Origin of the sequence: Pseudomonas sp. 28 E 9, from assembly GCF_900004785.1 — a bacterium.
In the GTDB taxonomy this organism is placed as follows: Bacteria; Pseudomonadota; Gammaproteobacteria; order Pseudomonadales; family Pseudomonadaceae; genus Aquipseudomonas; species Aquipseudomonas orientalis_A.
In genome coordinates, this window is sequence record NZ_CVTK01000055.1 from 199,561 (window position 1) to 217,376 (window position 17,816).

Here is a 17,816-nt window from a genome sequence, read left to right on the forward strand (position 1 = left end):
TTGCCCCATCAACGACAAAGACGTCGCACACCCGGTTTGCCCTCGCGAACCCGGTGGCGGCGTTTTTTTTCGTTTCGGCCCCAGCGCATGGAGCCACCAGGTCTTCCGACAAGCCCCCCCAACCGTTGAGGTGCGTGATGAAATCAAGCTTCTGGAAATCCGGGCACACCCCGACCCTGTTTGCCGCATTCCTGTATTTCGATCTGAGTTTCATGGTCTGGTACCTGCTGGGCCCCCTGGCGGTACAGATTGCCGCCGACTTGCACCTGACCACGCAACAGCGCGGCCTGGTGGTCGCCACGCCGATCCTGGCGGGCGCGGTGCTGCGCTTTCTTATGGGCATGCTGGCCGACAAGCTGTCGCCCAAGACCGCCGGGCTGATTGGCCAGGTGATTGTCATCGTGGCGTTGTTCTGCGCCTGGAAACTGGGCATTCACAGCTACGAGCAAGCCCTGGTGCTGGGCATGTTCCTGGGCATGGCCGGTGCCTCTTTTGCCGTCGCCCTGCCGCTGGCCTCGCAATGGTATCCGGCCGAGCACCAGGGCAAAGCCATGGGCATCGCCGGCGCCGGCAATTCCGGCACCGTGTTTGCCGCCTTGCTGGCACCGGTACTGGCGGCGGCCTTTGGCTGGAGCAATGTATTCGGCTTCGCGTTGATTCCGCTGATTCTCACCCTGATCGTGTTCGCCTGGCTCGCCCGCAATGCCCCGCAACGCCCGAAAGCCAAGGCGATGGCCGATTATTTCAAGGCCCTGGGTGATCGCGACAGTTGGTGGTTCATGTTCTTCTACAGCGTAACCTTTGGCGGTTTTATCGGCCTGGCCAGCGCCCTGCCCGGCTACTTCAACGACCAGTACGGCCTGAGCCCGGTGACCGCCGGCTACTACACCGCGGCCTGTGTCTTCGGCGGCAGCCTGATGCGCCCGCTGGGCGGCGCCCTGGCGGACCGTTTCGGCGGGATCAAGACCCTGCTCGGCATGTACAGCGTGGCGGTGATCTGCATTGCGGCGGTGGGTTTCAACCTGCCCAGTTCCTACGCTGCGCTGGCGCTTTTCGTCTGCACCATGCTCGGCCTCGGCGCCGGCAATGGCGCGGTATTCCAACTGGTGCCCCAGCGTTTTCGCAGTGAGATCGGCGTGATGACCGGATTGATCGGCATGGCCGGCGGCATCGGCGGCTTTGCGCTGGCCGCCGGCATGGGCGCGATCAAACAGAGCACCGGCAGTTATCAACTGGCCCTGTGGTTGTTCGCCAGCCTCGGCGTACTGGCCTGGTTTGGCCTGCACGGCGTCAAACGCCGCTGGAGAACCACCTGGGGTTCGGCTGCCGTGACCGCCGCCCGCGTCTGATGAGCCTGCAACTGAGCATCGCCCAGGCCAGTGCGATTGGCCCCAGGGCAGAAAACCAGGACGCGTTGCGGGTGGTCACGCCCGGGGCGGAGCTGGCCGCGAGCAAAGGCTACCTGTGTGCATTGGCCGACGGCGTCAGCCAGTGCGCCGATGGCGGCCTGGCCGCGCGCTCAACCTTGCAGGCACTGGCCCTGGACTACTACGCCACGCCGCAGACCTGGGGCGTGGCCCAGGCGCTGGAGCGCTTATTGGTCGCGCAGAACCGCTGGCTGCAAGCCAATGGCGGCGGTCAGCCGCTGCTGACCACCCTCAGCGCCCTGGTCTTTCGCGGCCGGCGTTTCACCCTCGCCCACGTCGGCGATTGCCGCGCCTATCGCTGGCTGGACGGCGAGCTGCAGCGCATCAGCGAGGACCATGTGTGGGACCAACCGGGCATGCAGCATGTGCTCAAGCGCGCCCTGGGCCTGGACCAGCACCTGGTACTGGACTTTCTCGATGGAGAACTGCGCGCAGGTGAGTGCTTCCTGCTGCTCAGTGATGGTGTCTGGGCGACGTTGGGCGACCACAGCATCCGCGCGATTCTGCGTGAGCAGACCGACCTGGACCTGGCGGTCAACACCCTGGTCAATGCCGCGCATTTGGCCGGAAGCCAGGACAATGCCAGCGCCTTGCTGGTGCGCATAGATGCCCTTGGCGCCGCCACACTGGGCGACGCGCTGGTGCAGTTGCAGCAGTGGCCGCTGCCGCCACCGCTAAAGGCCGGGCAACATTTTGAGGGTTGGCAGGTGCACAGCCTGCTGGCGCAGAGCCGACAGTCGTTGCTGTATAGGGTAAGGGATGATCAGCAGCAGCCCTGGCTGCTGAAAACCCTGCCATCAAGCCGCGACAACGACACTGACGCCGCCCAGGCCCTGCTTTCGGAAGAATGGTTTCTGCGCCGGGTCGCCGGCCGCGCGTTCCCTGAAGTGCATGCCGCCAGTGGGCGCCAGCATTTGTACTACGTGATGCGCGAATACCCGGGGCAAACCCTTGCCGAACTGTTCAAGCGCCAGGGCCCGTTGCCCCTGGCGCAATGGCAGTCCATCGCCGAACGCTTGCTGCGCGCGGTCGGCCTGCTGCACCGGCGGCAGATCCTGCACCGCGATATCAAGCCGGAAAACCTGTTGCTGGGGGACGACGGCGAACTGCGCGTGCTGGATTTCGGCCTGGCCTACTGCCCGGGGCTGTCGCAAGACCCTGCCGGCGCACTGCCCGGCACCCCGAGTTTTATCGCCCCGGAGTCATTCAACGGTGAACGTCCTACCCCACAGCAGGATTTGTACAGCGTCGGCGTCACCCTCTATTACCTGCTGACCGGCCACTATCCCTACGGCGAAATCGAGGCCTTCCAACGTCCGCACTTCACTCAAGCGGTCAGCGCCAGCCGCTACCGTCCCGATGTGCCGGACTGGTTGCCCGCAAGCCTTGAACGCGCCGTGGCCGCACAACCACAGCAGCGCTATGAGACCGCCGAAGAATGGCTGCTGGTACTGGAACAGGCCGACCGGCGCGAGCTCAGCGTACGTCCGCGCCCCTTGCTGGAGCGTGAACCGCTCAAGGTCTGGCAGACCCTGGCGACGGTTTCGCTGCTGATCAATGTGGTGCTGCTGTTCTGGCTATTGCACCACTAACGGGCAAAATCCTCCGTTTCCTGGGGTTTAACGCTCAATAAAACCGGGATATCGACACTTGGCACAGCGGCTGCATTAGCTTCCTCAACAACCCACATATAGCCGCGCCTTCAACGTCGAAGGATCGAGCTTCCCGAGAGAACGGGACCAGGACAAAGGCGTCCTCGCTAGGTAACTAGCGGGGACGCCTTTTTTTGTTTGCGCGTGATTGGTCGGAGAGCGACATGAAAAAACTCAAACTGGTGATGATCGGCAACGGCATGGCCGGGGTTCGCACCCTGGAAGAATTGCTCAAGCTCAGCAGCGACCTGTACGACATCACGGTGTTCGGCGCCGAGCCCCACACCAACTACAATCGCATACTGTTGTCGCCGGTACTGGCCGGCGAGCAGACCTTCGAAGAGATCGTACTCAACGACCTGGACTGGTACCTCGACAACCACGTCAAGCTGCTGCTCAACCGCAAGGTGGTGCAGATCGATCGGGTCAAGCGCCGCGTCATCGCCGAGGATGGCACTGCAGCCGAATACGATCGCCTGCTGATCGCCACCGGCTCCACGCCGTTTATCCTGCCGATTCCCGGCAACACCTTGCAGGGCGTGATCGGCTACCGCGACATTGCCGACACCCAGGCCATGATCGACACCGCCAAAACCCACAAGCACGCGGTGGTCATCGGCGGCGGTCTGCTCGGCCTGGAGGCCGCCAACGGCCTGATGCTGCGCGGCATGCACGTGACCGTGGTGCACATCGGTGAATGGCTGCTGGAACGGCAACTGGACAAGACCAGTGGCCAACTGCTGCAAACCGAGCTGGAAAGCCGTGGCCTGGTGTTTCGCCTGTGCGAACAGACCCAGGCCCTGCACGACGCCGGCAATGGCCGCGTCGGTTCGGTGCAGTTCAAGAACGGTGAGATCATCCCTGCCGACCTGGTGGTCATGGCCGCCGGTATCCGCCCCAACACCGAACTGGCGGAAAAGTCCGGCCTCCCCTGCAACCGTGGGATTCTGGTCAACGACACGATGCAAACCTACGACCCGCGCATTTATGCCATCGGTGAATGCGCCAGCCACCGTGGGATCGCCTACGGCCTGGTCGCGCCGCTGTTCGAACAGGCCAAGGTGTGCGCCAACCATCTCGCCCAGTTGGGCTTCGCCACCTATAAAGGTTCTGTCACCTCCACCAAGCTCAAAGTCACCGGCATTGACCTGTTCTCCGCAGGCGACTTCATGGGCGGCGAAGGCACTGAGACCATCACCCTCTCCGACCCCATCGGCGGGGTGTACAAGAAACTGGTGATCAAGGACGACATCCTGGTCGGCGCCTGCCTGTATGGCGATACCGCAGACGGCGGTTGGTATTTCCGCCAGATCCGTGAGAACCACGCGATTGGCGAGATTCGCGATCACTTGATGTTTGGCGAAAATGCACTGGGCGACGTCGGCCACCAAGGGCAGGACAAGGCCATGAGCATGGCCGACAGCGCCGAAGTCTGCGGCTGCAACGGCGTGTGCAAGGGCACTATCGTAAAAGCGATCCAGGAACAGGGGCTGTTCAGCGTCGATGACGTGAAGAAGCACACCAAGGCGGCCAGCTCCTGTGGGTCCTGCGTGGGGCTGGTGGAACAGATTCTGATCAACACCGTGGGCGGGGCCGCCGACGTCAAGCCCAAGAGCGAAAAAGCCATCTGCGGTTGCAGCGACCTCAACCACGGGCAGATCCGCCAGGCCATCCGCGAGCAGCACCTGCTGACCATCGCCGGCACCATGAGCTACCTGAACTGGCGCACGCCCAACGGTTGTGCCACCTGCCGTCCGGCGCTCAATTACTACCTGATTTCGACCTGGCCGGGCGAGGCCAGGGACGACCCGCAATCGCGCCTGATCAACGAGCGCGCCCACGCCAACATTCAGAAAGACGGCACCTATTCGGTGGTCCCGCGCATGTGGGGCGGCGTGACCAATCCGTCGGAACTGCGCCGCATCGCCGACGTGGCCGACAAGTACAACGTGCCGATGGTCAAGGTGACCGGCGGCCAGCGCATCGACTTGCTGGGCATCAAGAAGCAGGACCTGCCCGGCGTGTGGAAGGACCTTGATATGCCGTCCGGGCACGCCTACGGCAAATCCATCCGGACCGTGAAGACCTGCGTGGGCAGCGAGTTCTGCCGCTTCGGTACGCAAAACTCCACGCAACTGGGCATCGAGCTGGAGCATGACCTGTTCAACATGTGGTCACCGCACAAGGTCAAGCTGGCGGTGTCCGGCTGCCCGCGCAACTGCTCGGAAGCAGGCATCAAGGACGTCGGCATTATCGGTGTGGACTCAGGCTGGGAGATGTATATCGGCGGCAACGGCGGGATCAAGACCGAAGTCGCGGAGTTCTTCGTCAAGCTCAAGACCGCCGAAGAGGTGCGCGAATACAACGGCGCATTCCTGCAACTGTACCGCGAAGAAGCCTTCTACCTGGAGCGCACCGTGCACTACCTGCAGCGGGTCGGCATGGACCATATCAAGAAAGCCGTGCTGGAAGATCCGGCCCGGCGCCAGGCCCTCAACGAGCGCCTGCAGTTTTCCCTGTCGTTCGAGCAGGACCCCTGGAAAGAACGCCTGGAACAGCCGCTGCTGAAAAAAGAATTCGATGTGATCCCGGTCAAGCAATTGGAGGTGCCGGCATGAACTGGCTGGATATCTGCGCCCTGGAAGAAATCAACGCACTGGGCTCGCGCATCATCAACGGGCCCAAGGGCGACATTGCGATTTTTCGCACCAGCGACGATGAAGTCTTCGCACTCGATGACCGTTGCCCGCACAAAGGCGGGCCGCTGTCCCAGGGCTTGATCTATGGCAAACGCGTGGCCTGCCCGCTGCACAACTGGCAGATCGACCTGGCGTCCGGCGAAGCCCAGGCGCCGGATATCGGTTGCGCCCATCATCACCTCGCCCGCGTGGAAAACGGCCGAGTGATGCTGGCCCTGCGGGATGCAGGGTGATGAACCGCCAGGTCACGGAGTCCACCTGCTGTTATTGCGGGGTGGGCTGCGGCGTGCTGATCGAGCATGACGGCACCCGCATCCTCGGCGTGCAAGGCGACCCGCACCACCCGGCCAACTTCGGCAAACTGTGCAGCAAGGGCGCCAGCCTGCACCTGACCGGCGACCTCGACGCCCGTGCCTTATACCCGGAACTGCGTCTGGGCAAAGACCTGGCCCGCGCCCGCACCGACTGGGACACCGCCCTGGAACATGCGGCCAACGTATTCGCCCGCACCATTGCCGAACACGGCCCCGACAGCGTGGCGTTCTACATCTCCGGGCAACTGCTGACCGAGGACTACTACAGTTTCAACAAACTGGCGCGGGCGCTGGTCGGCACCAACAATATCGACAGCAACTCACGGCTGTGCATGTCCTCGGCAGTGGTGGGCTACAAACGTAGCCTTGGCGCCGATGCGCCACCGTGCAGCTATGAAGATCTGGAGACCAGCGACTGTGTGATGATCGTCGGCAGCAACATGGCCTACGCGCACCCGGTACTGTTCCGACGCCTGGAGGAGGCAAAGGCGCGACGGCCGCAGATGAAAGTGGTGGTGATCGACCCACGGCGTACCGACACCTGCGACCTGGCCGACCTGCACCTGGCGATCCTGCCGGGCACGGATGTGGCGCTGTTCCATGGGATTTTGCATCTGTTGTTGTGGGAAGACTGGATCGACCGCGAGTTCATTCACGCCCATACCGACGGCCTGGCAGCGCTCAAACGCCTGGTGCATGACTACACGCCGCAAATGGTCACGCAACTGTGCGGCATCAGCGTCGAGCAGTTGCGCCTGTGCGCACAGTGGGTGGGTACCTCCAGCAGCTTCTTGTCGCTGTGGTGCATGGGCCTTAACCAATCCACCGCGGGCAGTGCGAAAAACAGCGCGCTGATCAACCTGCACCTGGCCACCGGTACGATTGGCCGCCCAGGCTGCGGGCCGTTTTCCCTGACCGGCCAACCCAATGCCATGGGCGGGCGCGAGACCGGCAGCCTGTCGAACCTGCTGCCTGGGCACCGCGACGCCGCCAACCCCGAGCACCGCGCAGCAGTAGCCGCGTACTGGGGTGTCGATCAACTGCCCGCAACCACCGGCCTCACGGCGATCGAACTGTTTGAACAGGTGCAGACGGGCAAGATCAAGGCGCTGTGGATCGCCTGCACCAACCCCGCCCAATCATTGCCGGACCAGAATACAGTGCGTGCAGCCCTGGCGGCGTGTCCGTTCGTGGTGTTGCAGGAGGCCTTTCGAACCACCGAAACCGCCGCCTACGCCGACCTGCTGCTGCCCGCCGCCAGTTGGGGTGAAAAAGAAGGCACGGTGACCAACTCCGAACGGCGTATTTCCCACGTGCGTCGCGCCATCACACCACCGGGCGAAGCGCGACCGGACTGGGCAATTACCGTGGATTTCGCGCAGCGCCTGGAGCGCCGCCTGCGGCCGGGGCTGGACAGCCTGTTTGCCTTTGAGCAACCGGCGCAGATCTTTGACGAGTTCAAGCTGTTGACTCAAGCGCGCGACCTGGATTTGTCAGGCCTCAGCCATGCCCTGCTTGACCGACTCGGCCCGCAACAGTGGCCGTTTCCCATGGGCGCACAGGCCGGGACCCCACGCCTCTACGTCGACGGGATATTCCCCACCGATAACGGCCGTGCGCAGTTTGTCGCCGACCCGTATCGCGCCGCCAGGGAGCAGCGTGACGCACGCTTTCCTCTGACCTTGATCACCGGTCGTCTGCGCGACCAGTGGCACGGCATGAGTCGTACCGGTACGGCGGCGCAGCTGTTCGGGCATGTCAGCGAAGCGCTGCTGAGCCTGCACCCGGACGAGTTGCGCCGTCACCGCTTCAAGGAAGGCGACCTGGTCAACCTGAAAAGCCGCCGAGGCAATCTGGTGGTCGCGGTCACCGGCGATGACAGCGTGCGCCCCGGTCAAGCGTTCCTGCCGATGCATTGGGGCGACCGTTTTCTCAAAGGCGGCGTGAATGTGCTCACCCAGCCGGCGTTCGATCCGTTGTCGAAACAGCCGGAACTCAAACACAGCGGTGTGCGCCTGGAAGCGGTGCAACTGCCGTGGCAGCTGTTTGCGCTGATCGAGGGTGACGTGCAACGACACTTCGACGCCCTGCGCCCGCTGTGCGAAGCATTTGCCTACGTCAGTCTAAGCCTGACAGGACGTGAACGACCGGCGCTGCTGGTGCGTGCAGCCCATACCGAGGCGCCCGACCTGCAGATACTGACCCGCATCGACCAGTTGCTGGGCCTGCATGACGGTCCGGTGATGGCCTACGACGACCCGCGCCGCTCTATCGGCAAGCGGGTGAAAATCGAACAGGGCCGCATCACGGCGGTTCGCCTGGCCGGTGAAACCCTGGCCCGGCATTGGCTGCAAAGCCTGTGGCTGGAGGGCCGCACCGACGATCAACTGCGTCGCTGGCTGTTGGCGCCACTGAGCGCCCCACCGGGGGGAGCGGCGGCCAGCAGCAAGGTCCTGTGCAATTGCAAGAATGTCAGCGAAAACGCGGTGTGCGCCGGGATTGCCCGCGGCCTGGACCTAACCGGGCTCAAACAGCAACTGGGATGCGGCACGCAATGCGGCTCCTGCGTGCCGGAAATCAAACGTCTGCTGGCCGTCGGCCCGCAGCCAATCGCAATCAGTGTGTGAGGGGAACAACATGAGCGCAAAAGTGTGGCTCGTAGGCGCTGGGCCCGGTGATCCGGAATTGCTCACCCTCAAGGCGGTAAGGGCCCTGCATGAAGCAGACGTGGTGTTGATCGACGATCTGGTCAACCCGGCCGTCCTGCAGCACTGCACCGACGCGCGCGTGATAACCGTCGGCAAGCGCGGCGGCTGTCGCTCCACGCCGCAGGCGTTTATTCACCGCCTGATGCTGCGCTATGCGCGCCAGGGCAAGTGCGTGGTGCGGCTTAAAGGCGGCGATCCATGCATTTTCGGTCGCGGTGGCGAAGAGGCGACGTGGCTGCGCGAGCGAGGGATCGAGGTGGAGTTGGTCAACGGCATCACCTCGGGGCTGGCTGGAGCGACGAATTGCGATATCCCGTTGACCCTGCGCGGCGTGAGCCGTGGCGTGACCCTGGTCACCGCGCATACCCAGGATGACAGCAGCCTGAACTGGCGCGCACTGGCCGAGGGCGGAACGACGCTGGTGGTGTACATGGGCGTGGCAAAGCTCGAGGAAATCCGGCAACAGTTGCTGGAAGGCGGCATGGCTGCGGATATGCCGGTGGCGATGATCGAAAATGCATCGTTGCCCGAACAGCGCGAATGCCGTAGCCACCTGATTGCCATGCATGAAGACGCGCAGGCTTTTGCGCTGAAAAGCCCGGCAATCCTTGTGATTGGCCGTGTTGCCGGCGCCGCACAGATGGCGTGCGATGCGGCAGCGGCCAGCGCTTGAGGTAAATCGCAGGCGAAAAAAAGCCCGGCCTAAGCCGGGCTTTTTGTGAAACTCGGCTAATTACTTAGCTTGAGCTTCAACCGATGCTTCTACGCGACGGTTAACAGCGCGACCAGCTTCAGTTGCGTTGTCAGCAACTGGGCGGGATTCGCCGTAACCTACGGAGGTGATGCGGCTAGGAGCTACGCCATCTTTAACCAGGACTTGCTTAACAGCGTCAGCACGACGCTGGGACAGCTTCTGGTTGTAAGCGTCTGGACCTACGGAGTCAGTGTGACCAGCAACTTCTACGTTGGTGTCTGGGTACTGAGCCATGAAGTCGGCCAGGTTTTTGACGTCGCCGTAGCTGTTAGGCTTAACAACCGACTTGTCGAAGTCGAACTTAACGTCCAGCTCAACACGAACAACCTGAGCAACCGGAGCTTCTGGCTCTGGAACTGGCTCTGGAGCTGGTGCTGGGGTAGGAGCTGGAGCAGCTGCGCCAGCGTTACCGCCGAAGTTCACACCCAGGCCAACCAGTGCGGAGTAGTCCCACTTGCCGTTGTCCAGACCGTAGTCAGCTTCAACACCAGCACGAGCGTACAGGTTGTTGGTGAAGTAGTACTTCACGCCGGTACCGATGGTAGCGAAAGTGGTCTGGTCGCGACCGCTGTGGCCGTCAGCCTGAACGTTGGTACGGCTCTGGTGGCCGAAACCGCCTTCAACGTATGGACGCAGGCTGTCAACGCCAGCTTGACCGAAGTGGTATTGGGCAACCAGGCTGCCGGTATCACCTTTGATCTTCTGGCTACCAGTACCGTCGTTCGAACGGGTGTGGTTAGTCTTGTCGTAGGACAGGTTCAAGGACAGGTCGTCGGTCAAGAAGTAACCGATGCGAGCGCCAGGATTGAAGCCGTCTTCGATGTGCTTGACGCTATCGTTGTACTGCTTCTTGTAGAACAGCTCGCCTTCAACTGCGCCTTGGCCTTGTGCCAGAACGCCGAAAGAAGTAGCGGCAATAAGAGAACCAATGGCCAAGCCCAAGGTGTTTTTCAGTTTCATCCGTTAAATCCCCATCTGGTGATTGTAAAGCAGTCCCACAAACCGGGGGACAACTCGGCGACAAGTCTAACAGAACTTGCCTACACGTAAGAGATATTTGCTACGCACTAAGTTTCAGTCTCGCCCGCAAATTTCTCACGTAATTTATCAAGAGCACGTTTGTAACGCATCTTTGTAGCACTCAAACCCATGTGCATGATGTCAGCGATTTCTTGAAATTCCAATTCTGCGACGAAACGTAGCACCAGAATTTCACGATCGATCGGATTCACATGCACCAACCAGCGATCGAGTCCGCCCTTTTCCTCGGGTGTCGGCGCCTTTTCTTCAGACGCTTCCTCAAGGGGGTCCAGACTCAACGCGTCCATCAAGCGACGCTTTCGCCGTTCCTTACGATACTGCGTGATGCACTCGTTGTACGTGATGCTGTAGAGCCAGGTCTTGAACTTCGATTTGCCCTCGAAGTTCTTCAGGCCGTACAGCACCTTGAGCATCACTTCCTGACAGACATCGTCCGCATCTCTATCGTTCCCCAAATACCTTGAACAAACGTTGAACAGAGTGCGTTGATACCTGCGCATCAATTCTTCGTACGCGCGTGTTACGTGAAACAGCTCCGTGTGCGAACGCGCGACCAACTCCTCATCAGAGAGCTCACGGGGGTCATAGCGCGTGGACAGCGTTTGGGCTTTATTCAAAACAAGTCGTGCCGGCAGTCAGGTCAATGTCCGCTGCAACCCGGTCAGCCGGGTTCGCGGCGGCGTACATTAGCAGGGTTTGCCGGTTTAGCGGCTACTGACCTGCTGCTCCAGGAGAATCCGGTTGGACAGCGAAACCAGTTCTCCGTCATCGGTCAGCACGGTCGTCTTGACTGTACCGATCTCCTCGATTTGCCCTTCGACCTCGCCCACACGCACCTGTTGCCCCACCTGATACAGCTCACGCACATAGATTCCCGCAAGAATCTGACCGGCAATTTCCCGGCTTCCCAAGCCCATGGCCAGTGCAACGGCCAGACCAACGGTAATCAAAACAATCACAATAACGTGGTTCAGCAGGTCGGTCTTGACCTCCAACTGGCTGATCGCGACCGAAATACTGATGATGATCACCAGTCCCTGGGCAATTCGCCCCAAGCCCGCCGCATAGTCCAGGCCGACCCCTTCGGCGGCTCCGCGCACCAGGCCATTGGCCAGTTGCGCGAGTAAAACGCCTACCAGCAGCACCAGCGCGCCGCCGAAAACTTTCGGCAAATACAGTGCCAGCATGTCGAGCGTAGCTGAAACTCGCTCAAGTCCAAGGGACTGAGCCGCAGAAACCAGAAAAATAAGCAGGACGAACCAATAAACGATCTTGCCGACCAGCGTCGAAATCGGAACCTGCAACCCGGCACGGCCCAGCAGCTTGGTCAGCCCGGTACCGGCCATCAGGCGGTCCAGCCCGAGCTTGGCGAGCAATTTGGATAACAGGGTGTCGAGCAGCTTGGCCACGACAAAGCCCAGCAGCACCAGGACCAGGGCACCAAAGAGGTTGGGAATGAAATTCGCCACCTTGGTCCACAATGCGGTCATTGCGGTGACCAGGCTCTGGGTCCAGAGATCAAGTTCCATATTCAATCAGCCTTATCAGCAGTGCGAGCAAGAGGTTTATGCCGGGAAACAGGCGATACATGGGCCGAACCGTTGTTCAGGGCCATCATCAACGCCGGCACCCAACGCCCGAGCAGACCGAACAGGGAACCCGCCCCAACCTGACGGTTGGCGGTTTTCAGTACGCGGCCCAGGCAGGCATCGTCATCCCGGTTGGATGGCGAAGCATTGAGCATGTCACGCAAAGACTGTTCGAACGGATCGTGCATAGAGACCTCTCGCAAGTGATTTAAAAGACGAGGGTAAAATTCATCGGGTCACATCGACCCTTTCCTACGTTCAGCTCATATTCAGCTCAAACCCAGCGTAACCGTCGAAAAAGCCACCATTGACCCAGCGCCACCGAGACCATCAGCAGGCACGCAATCATGAATCCGTAGGGGCTGCCGGAAAACGGGATGCCCCCCACATTAATGCCCAGCAAGCCGGTCAGGAAACTCATCGGCAAGAAGATGCCGGTGATGATGCCGAAGCGGTACATGGTGCGGTTCATACGCAGGCTCAAACGCCGGTCTTCGGCCTCAAGTACAAGCCCCACGCGCTCTCGGGCCAATTCGAGTTCTTCCAGGTAGCGGGTCAGGCTGTTGTGTAACTCGTTCCAATAGTCAGCGTCGTCATCACAGAACCACGCCAGTTTGATTCGCGTCAGCTGCGCAAAAATATCCCGTTGCGGCGCGAGGAAACGCTTGAGCCCGGCCGCTCGCCGACGGATCTGCAGGACGCTGCCGTGCTCGGGGGTGTACCGTTCGTCGGCATCGAGTTTTTCTTCCTCGGCATCGACAATTTCGGACAGCCCGGTGACCAGATCCTGCACTTTGTTGGTCAGGTATTGCGCCATATAAAGGATCAGTTCCGACGCGGTCCTGGGCCCCTTGCCCTCGGCCAACTGCACCAGCAGCTCATCGGTGGCGCGTAACGGGCGCAACCGCAGGGAAATCACACGATTGGCCGCTGCGAATATACGTACCGAAACCATGTCCTCCGGTTCCGCGCCGGGGTTGAGATTGATCCCGCGCAGAAAGAGCAGCAGTTCGGCATCCGGCAACGGCAGCAGCCGCGGACGGGTGTTTTCTTCCAGCAGCAGGTCACAGGCAAACTCACTCAAACCGCTGGATTGGCGCAGCCAGGTCTGGGTTTGCGGATGGCTGCGGTCCCAATGCAGCCACAGGCTTTCCTGGGGCTGCAGTTGCAACTCGTCAAGCTCGGTCCGGGCAATCGAACGCGCACCGCCTTTACCGTCCAGCACCAGGGCATGCACCAGCCCCCACTGCGCGTTGTCTTCCTCGAACATCCTCATCCCTTTCGGCTACTGCGGTTTATTCCGGCATTTTCAGTGGGCTGGGCGAGACGATCACCCCGTTGTTATCGGCGTACACGTATTCACCCGGGCGGAACGTCACGCCTGCAAAGTTCACCACCACGTTCAGGTCACCCAGGCCGCGCTTGTCGGTTTTCATCGGATGGGCGGCCAGGGCCTGCACGCCCAGGTCAGTCTGGGCAAGGACATCGACATCGCGGATGCAACCGTAGATCACCATGCCTTCCCAGCCGTTTTTCGCGGCCTTTTCGGCGATCAGGTCACCGAGCAACGCACGCCTGAGCGAACCACCGCCATCGACCACCAACACCTTGCCGGCGCCCGGCTGCTCGGCCTGAGCCTTGACCAGGGAGTTATCCTCGAAGCATTTGAGGGTGACAATCTCGCCGCCGAAGGAGTCTCGGCCACCGAAATTGCTGAACATCGGCTCGAGCACCTGCACCAGCTCCGGGTAGGCGTCGCACAGGTCGGGGGTCACGTAATGGTCCATCGCGAAACTCCTGTCATCAAAGAAGGGGTCGAACAGCTCACGGCATACATCAGGAAAACGTGCTGCAGAAGGCATTCTTTACATGCCTGGCCACTGGCGCCGGCCATGATCAAACTGCAATCAACGCAACGCAACAGCCGTTACGCGACTGAATATGACCAGAAGCGCCTGAGGCGTCATATCTTAGCCGCAACCACTCAAGAGTGAAACGGCCTCGATAGCGCGCTTCGTCACACCGCCACAGCCACCTCGGGACGAGCGCCGAGCACAGGTGTCAGCGGGTCTTTCAACCAGCGCTCCACCAAGGGCCACACCTGGGCCTGCGCGGCTTTGCTGACCAGCATTTGTACATGCCCGAAATCTTCGGTAAAACCCTGCCGACGCCCCAGGCACAGGTACTGGCGATGCTCGCTGCCGACTTGCTCGAACAGCTTGCGACAGGCCCAGTCCGGGTCCTGCCGATCGCCCGCCGCGCTGACCGCCAACAACGGCACATCGACCGCTGCCAGGCCTTTCCACCAATCGCGCTCGGCGTCGCCAAAGCGGCCGAACAGGCCATTCCAGCGCAGCGCTTCGATCATCACGCCGGCCGGTTCGTCCTCCGGCCCGCGCTTGAACCGTGGGCCGGACAGCTGGGCCAGACGCTTCAGGATCAATCGAGCGCCCCACTCCACCGGTGGAATTTTCAACGGCCAATGCGTGCGGCTGACCTGGCAGCCAAATAACGCCACTGAAGCCACTGACTGCGCGCTCAAGGTTTGCCCACCCAGCGCCGCAGCCAAGGTCGTGGCGCCGAGGGAATGCCCGATCCAATGCGGCACCTGCCCGCTTTGCTCGTGCACAAAGGCGCCAATGGCGGGCAAATCGTAACGCGCGTAATCGGCAACGCGGTTGCGCACGTAGTCGCGGTTGCGCCGGGACAGGCCATGGCCGCGCATTTCCGGGATCCACACATCAAAACCCCGGCGCGCCAGGTGAGCACCCAGGCCGATGCCCTTGGGCGAATACCAGAAGCGCCGATTGGAAAAACTGCCGTGCAGGAAAATAACCGGCGTGCCCCGGTTTTCCGGGACATCGGCCAGTCCCAACCGGGTAACCGCCAGCTCGACGGTCGCGTCGGGGCTGTTGCCGGGCTTGAGGCGGTACACATCTTCACTCAGGTCGCCACGACGTTCAGCGCTGATCAGGGCGACAGGAAACAGGTTGCTGCTGCTTTGCATAATGTTCTTGCACAAAAAAGGGCGGCGTCCGGCAGGAATTCCGCCCTGTACAGATAAGAATGCCGGTCACCCTCGACAGGTGACCGGCACTTTTGACGTAGCGGCTTTAAGCGGACGGTTGACCTTCGGCGAGGAAGAACCAGGTTTCAAGCACGGAATCGGGGTTCAGCGAGACACTTTCGATACCCTGTTCCATCAGCCATCTGGCCAGGTCAGGGTGATCGGAAGGGCCCTGGCCACAGATACCGATGTACTTGCCGGCCTTGTTACAGGCCTGGATGGCGTTGGACAGCAGCTTCTTGACCGCAGGATTTCGCTCGTCGAACAGGTGAGCGATGATCCCGGAGTCACGGTCCAGGCCCAGGGTCAACTGGGTCAGGTCGTTGGAGCCGATGGAGAAACCGTCGAAGAACTCCAGGAACTCTTCGGCCAGGATCGCATTGGACGGCAGTTCGCACATCATGATGACGCGCAGGCCGTTTTCGCCACGGGACAGGCCGTTTTCAGCCAGCAGGTCCACGACTTGGCTCGCTTCGCCCAGGGTGCGCACGAACGGCACCATGATCTCGACGTTGGTCAGCCCCATCTCGTTGCGCACACGCTTGAGGGCGCGGCATTCGAGTTCGAAGCAGTCACGGAAGGCTTCGCTGATGTAACGCGAGGCGCCACGGAAACCCAGCATGGGGTTTTCTTCTTCCGGCTCGTAAAGCTTGCCGCCGATCAGGTTGGCGTATTCGTTGGACTTGAAGTCCGACAGCCGCACGATGACCTTTTTCGGGTAGAACGCCGCTGCCAGGGTACTGATGCCTTCCACCAGCTTCTCGACGTAGAAGCCCACCGGGTCGTTGTAACCGGCGATGCGCTTGTCGACGCTTTCCTTGATGTCCAGCGGCAGGCCGTCGTAGTTCAACAGGGCCTTGGGGTGCACGCCGATCATGCGGTTGATGATGAATTCCAGGCGGGCCAGGCCCACACCGGCGTTCGGCAACTGCGCGAAGTCGAAGGCGCGGTCCGGATTGCCGACGTTCATCATGATCTTGAACGGCAGGTCCGGCATGGCGTCGATGGAGTTCTGCTTGATGTCGAAGCCCAGTTCGCCTTCGAAGATGAAGCCGGTATCGCCTTCGGCGCAGGACACCGTCACACCCTGGCCATCTTTCAACAGCTGTGTGGCGTTGCCGCAACCGACCACCGCAGGAATTCCCAGCTCACGGGCGATGATCGCCGCGTGGCACGTGCGTCCGCCACGGTTGGTCACGATGGCGCTGGCACGCTTCATCACCGGCTCCCAGTCCGGGTCGGTCATGTCGGAGACCAGCACGTCACCCGGCTGGACTTTGTCCATCTCGGACACGTCCTTGATGATGCGTACCTTGCCGGCGCCGATGCGCTGGCCGATGGCGCGGCCTTCCACCAGCACGGTGCCGGTTTCCTTGAGCAGGTAGCGTTCCATGACGTTGGCCGACGTACGGCTCTTAACGGTCTCGGGACGGGCCTGCACGATGTACAGCTTGCCGTCGTCACCGTCCTTGGCCCACTCGATGTCCATCGGGCACTTGTAGTGCTTCTCGATGATCATCGCTTGCTTGGCCAGCTCGCTGACTTCAGCGTCGCTCAGGCAGAAACGCGCACGCTCGGCCTTGTCGACGTCGACGGTCTTGACCGAACGACCGGCCTTGGCCTCGTCGCCGTAGATCATCTTGATCGCCTTGCTGCCCAGGTTACGGCGCAGGATGGCCGGGCGACCGGCCTCAAGGGTGTGCTTGTGCACGTAGAATTCGTCCGGGTTCACCGCGCCTTGTACGACGGTTTCACCCAGGCCGTAGGCGCCGGTGATAAACACGACGTCACGGAAGCCCGATTCGGTGTCCAGGGTGAACATCACGCCGGCGGTGCCGGTTTCCGAGCGCACCATGCGCTGCACGCCGGCAGACAAAGCCACCAGCTTGTGGTCGAAACCCTGGTGCACGCGGTAGGAAATGGCGCGGTCGTTGAACAGCGAGGCAAACACTTCCTTGGCCGCGCGGATCACGTTTTCCACGCCACGGATGTTCAGGAACGTTTCCTGCTGACCGGCGAAGGAGGCGTCCGGCAGGTCTTCGGCGGTGGCCGAGGAGCGCACGGCGACGGCCATGTCCGGGTTACCGGCCGACAGGGTGGCGAAGGCGCTGCGGATCTCTTCGTTGAGCTTCTCGGGGAACTCCGCTTCCATGATCCACTGGCGGATCTGGGCGCCGGTCCTGGCCAGGGCGTTGACGTCATCGACATCCAGGGCGTCCAGGGCAGCGTGGATCTGGTCGTTGAGACCGCTCAGCTCAAGGAAGTCACGGTAAGCCTGGGCCGTGGTGGCGAAACCACCCGGCACCGACACGCCAGCGCCTGCAAGATTACTGATCATCTCGCCGAGGGATGCGTTCTTGCCCCCCACGTGCTCTACATCATGGACGCCGAGCTTATCGAGGGAAACTACGTACTCTACCAAGGTGATCTCTCCACTTTCTGTGTTGGAAAAGCTCAGGACGCGGCTTGCTCAGTAGGAGCGAACGCCAGCGCTTGTGGCCTGGACCTGGAAAATAAGTGAGAATGCGGCCCACTGCGGGACGGCAAAATCGCGCCTATCATATC

General features: G+C 61.5%; 14 protein-coding genes. 6 read left to right on the top strand and 8 right to left on the bottom strand.

Features of this window, described 5'->3' with window-relative positions:
- Nucleotides 1-137: 137 nt before the first annotated feature.
- The 6 genes from BFQ00_RS24435 to cobA all read left to right on the top strand — a co-directional run bounded on the left by BFQ00_RS24435 (nucleotide 138) and on the right by cobA (nucleotide 9,473).
- On the top strand, nucleotides 138-1,349 hold the full coding sequence (locus BFQ00_RS24435) for a nitrate/nitrite transporter (RefSeq protein WP_065934990.1): 1,212 nt from the start codon (nucleotides 138-140) through the stop codon (nucleotides 1,347-1,349).
- The gene (locus tag BFQ00_RS24440) at nucleotides 1,349-3,019 is read left to right on the top strand and encodes a bifunctional protein-serine/threonine kinase/phosphatase (protein WP_065934991.1); all 1,671 of its coding nucleotides are present in this window, start codon (nucleotides 1,349-1,351) and stop codon (nucleotides 3,017-3,019) included. The genes BFQ00_RS24435 and BFQ00_RS24440 overlap by 1 nt, the downstream gene beginning before the upstream one ends.
- Before the next feature lie 224 nt (nucleotides 3,020-3,243).
- Entirely contained in the window at nucleotides 3,244-5,697 is a 2,454-nt protein-coding gene (gene nirB / locus BFQ00_RS24445; protein WP_065934992.1) for a nitrite reductase large subunit NirB, read from the top strand.
- Nucleotides 5,694-6,011 carry a nitrite reductase small subunit NirD gene (nirD, locus tag BFQ00_RS24450; protein WP_057721197.1) on the top strand — a complete coding sequence of 106 codons (318 nt, stop codon included), beginning with the start codon at nucleotides 5,694-5,696 and terminating at the stop codon, nucleotides 6,009-6,011. The genes nirB and nirD overlap by 4 nt, the downstream gene beginning before the upstream one ends.
- Entirely contained in the window at nucleotides 6,011-8,719 is a 2,709-nt protein-coding gene (locus BFQ00_RS24455; RefSeq protein ID WP_065934993.1) for a nitrate reductase, read from the top strand. Before nirD ends, BFQ00_RS24455 begins: the two co-directional genes overlap by 1 nt.
- 10 nt (nucleotides 8,720-8,729) lie before the next feature.
- A complete protein-coding gene (gene cobA, locus BFQ00_RS24460; protein WP_065934994.1) occupies nucleotides 8,730-9,473 on the top strand; it encodes a uroporphyrinogen-III C-methyltransferase in 744 nt (247 codons plus the stop codon).
- A 60-nt stretch (nucleotides 9,474-9,533) separates the two neighbouring features.
- Here the strand turns inward: cobA and BFQ00_RS24465 are convergent, their stop codons facing one another.
- The 8 genes from BFQ00_RS24465 to ppsA all read right to left on the bottom strand — a co-directional run bounded on the left by BFQ00_RS24465 (nucleotide 9,534) and on the right by ppsA (nucleotide 17,673).
- Nucleotides 9,534-10,514, bottom strand: a complete 981-nt coding sequence (locus tag BFQ00_RS24465; protein WP_065934995.1) for an OmpA family protein — start codon at nucleotides 10,512-10,514, stop codon at nucleotides 9,534-9,536.
- A gap of 107 nt (nucleotides 10,515-10,621) precedes the next feature.
- Complete coding sequence (gene sigX, locus BFQ00_RS24470) at nucleotides 10,622-11,212, bottom strand: RNA polymerase sigma factor SigX (protein ID WP_057721193.1); 591 nt, start codon at nucleotides 11,210-11,212, stop codon at nucleotides 10,622-10,624.
- Nucleotides 11,213-11,299: 87 nt separating this feature from the next.
- Nucleotides 11,300-12,124, bottom strand: coding sequence for a mechanosensitive ion channel family protein (locus BFQ00_RS24475; protein WP_034099717.1), 825 nt, complete (start codon nucleotides 12,122-12,124; stop codon nucleotides 11,300-11,302).
- A gap of 2 nt (nucleotides 12,125-12,126) precedes the next feature.
- Nucleotides 12,127-12,372, bottom strand: a complete 246-nt coding sequence (locus BFQ00_RS24480) for a CrfX protein (protein WP_065887847.1) — start codon at nucleotides 12,370-12,372, stop codon at nucleotides 12,127-12,129.
- A gap of 86 nt (nucleotides 12,373-12,458) precedes the next feature.
- Nucleotides 12,459-13,454 (bottom strand): zinc transporter ZntB, encoded by a 996-nt coding sequence (locus BFQ00_RS24485; protein ID WP_065892339.1) that lies wholly within the window; start codon nucleotides 13,452-13,454, stop codon nucleotides 12,459-12,461.
- Between the two features lie 25 nt (nucleotides 13,455-13,479).
- Nucleotides 13,480-13,971, bottom strand: coding sequence for a ribonuclease E activity regulator RraA (rraA, locus tag BFQ00_RS24490; RefSeq protein ID WP_065892338.1), 492 nt, complete (start codon nucleotides 13,969-13,971; stop codon nucleotides 13,480-13,482).
- Between the two features lie 230 nt (nucleotides 13,972-14,201).
- Entirely contained in the window at nucleotides 14,202-15,191 is a 990-nt protein-coding gene (locus BFQ00_RS24495; RefSeq protein ID WP_065934996.1) for an alpha/beta fold hydrolase, read from the bottom strand.
- Between the two features lie 106 nt (nucleotides 15,192-15,297).
- The gene (ppsA, locus tag BFQ00_RS24500) at nucleotides 15,298-17,673 is read right to left on the bottom strand and encodes a phosphoenolpyruvate synthase (RefSeq protein ID WP_065934997.1); all 2,376 of its coding nucleotides are present in this window, start codon (nucleotides 17,671-17,673) and stop codon (nucleotides 15,298-15,300) included.
- Nucleotides 17,674-17,816 lie beyond the last annotated feature (143 nt).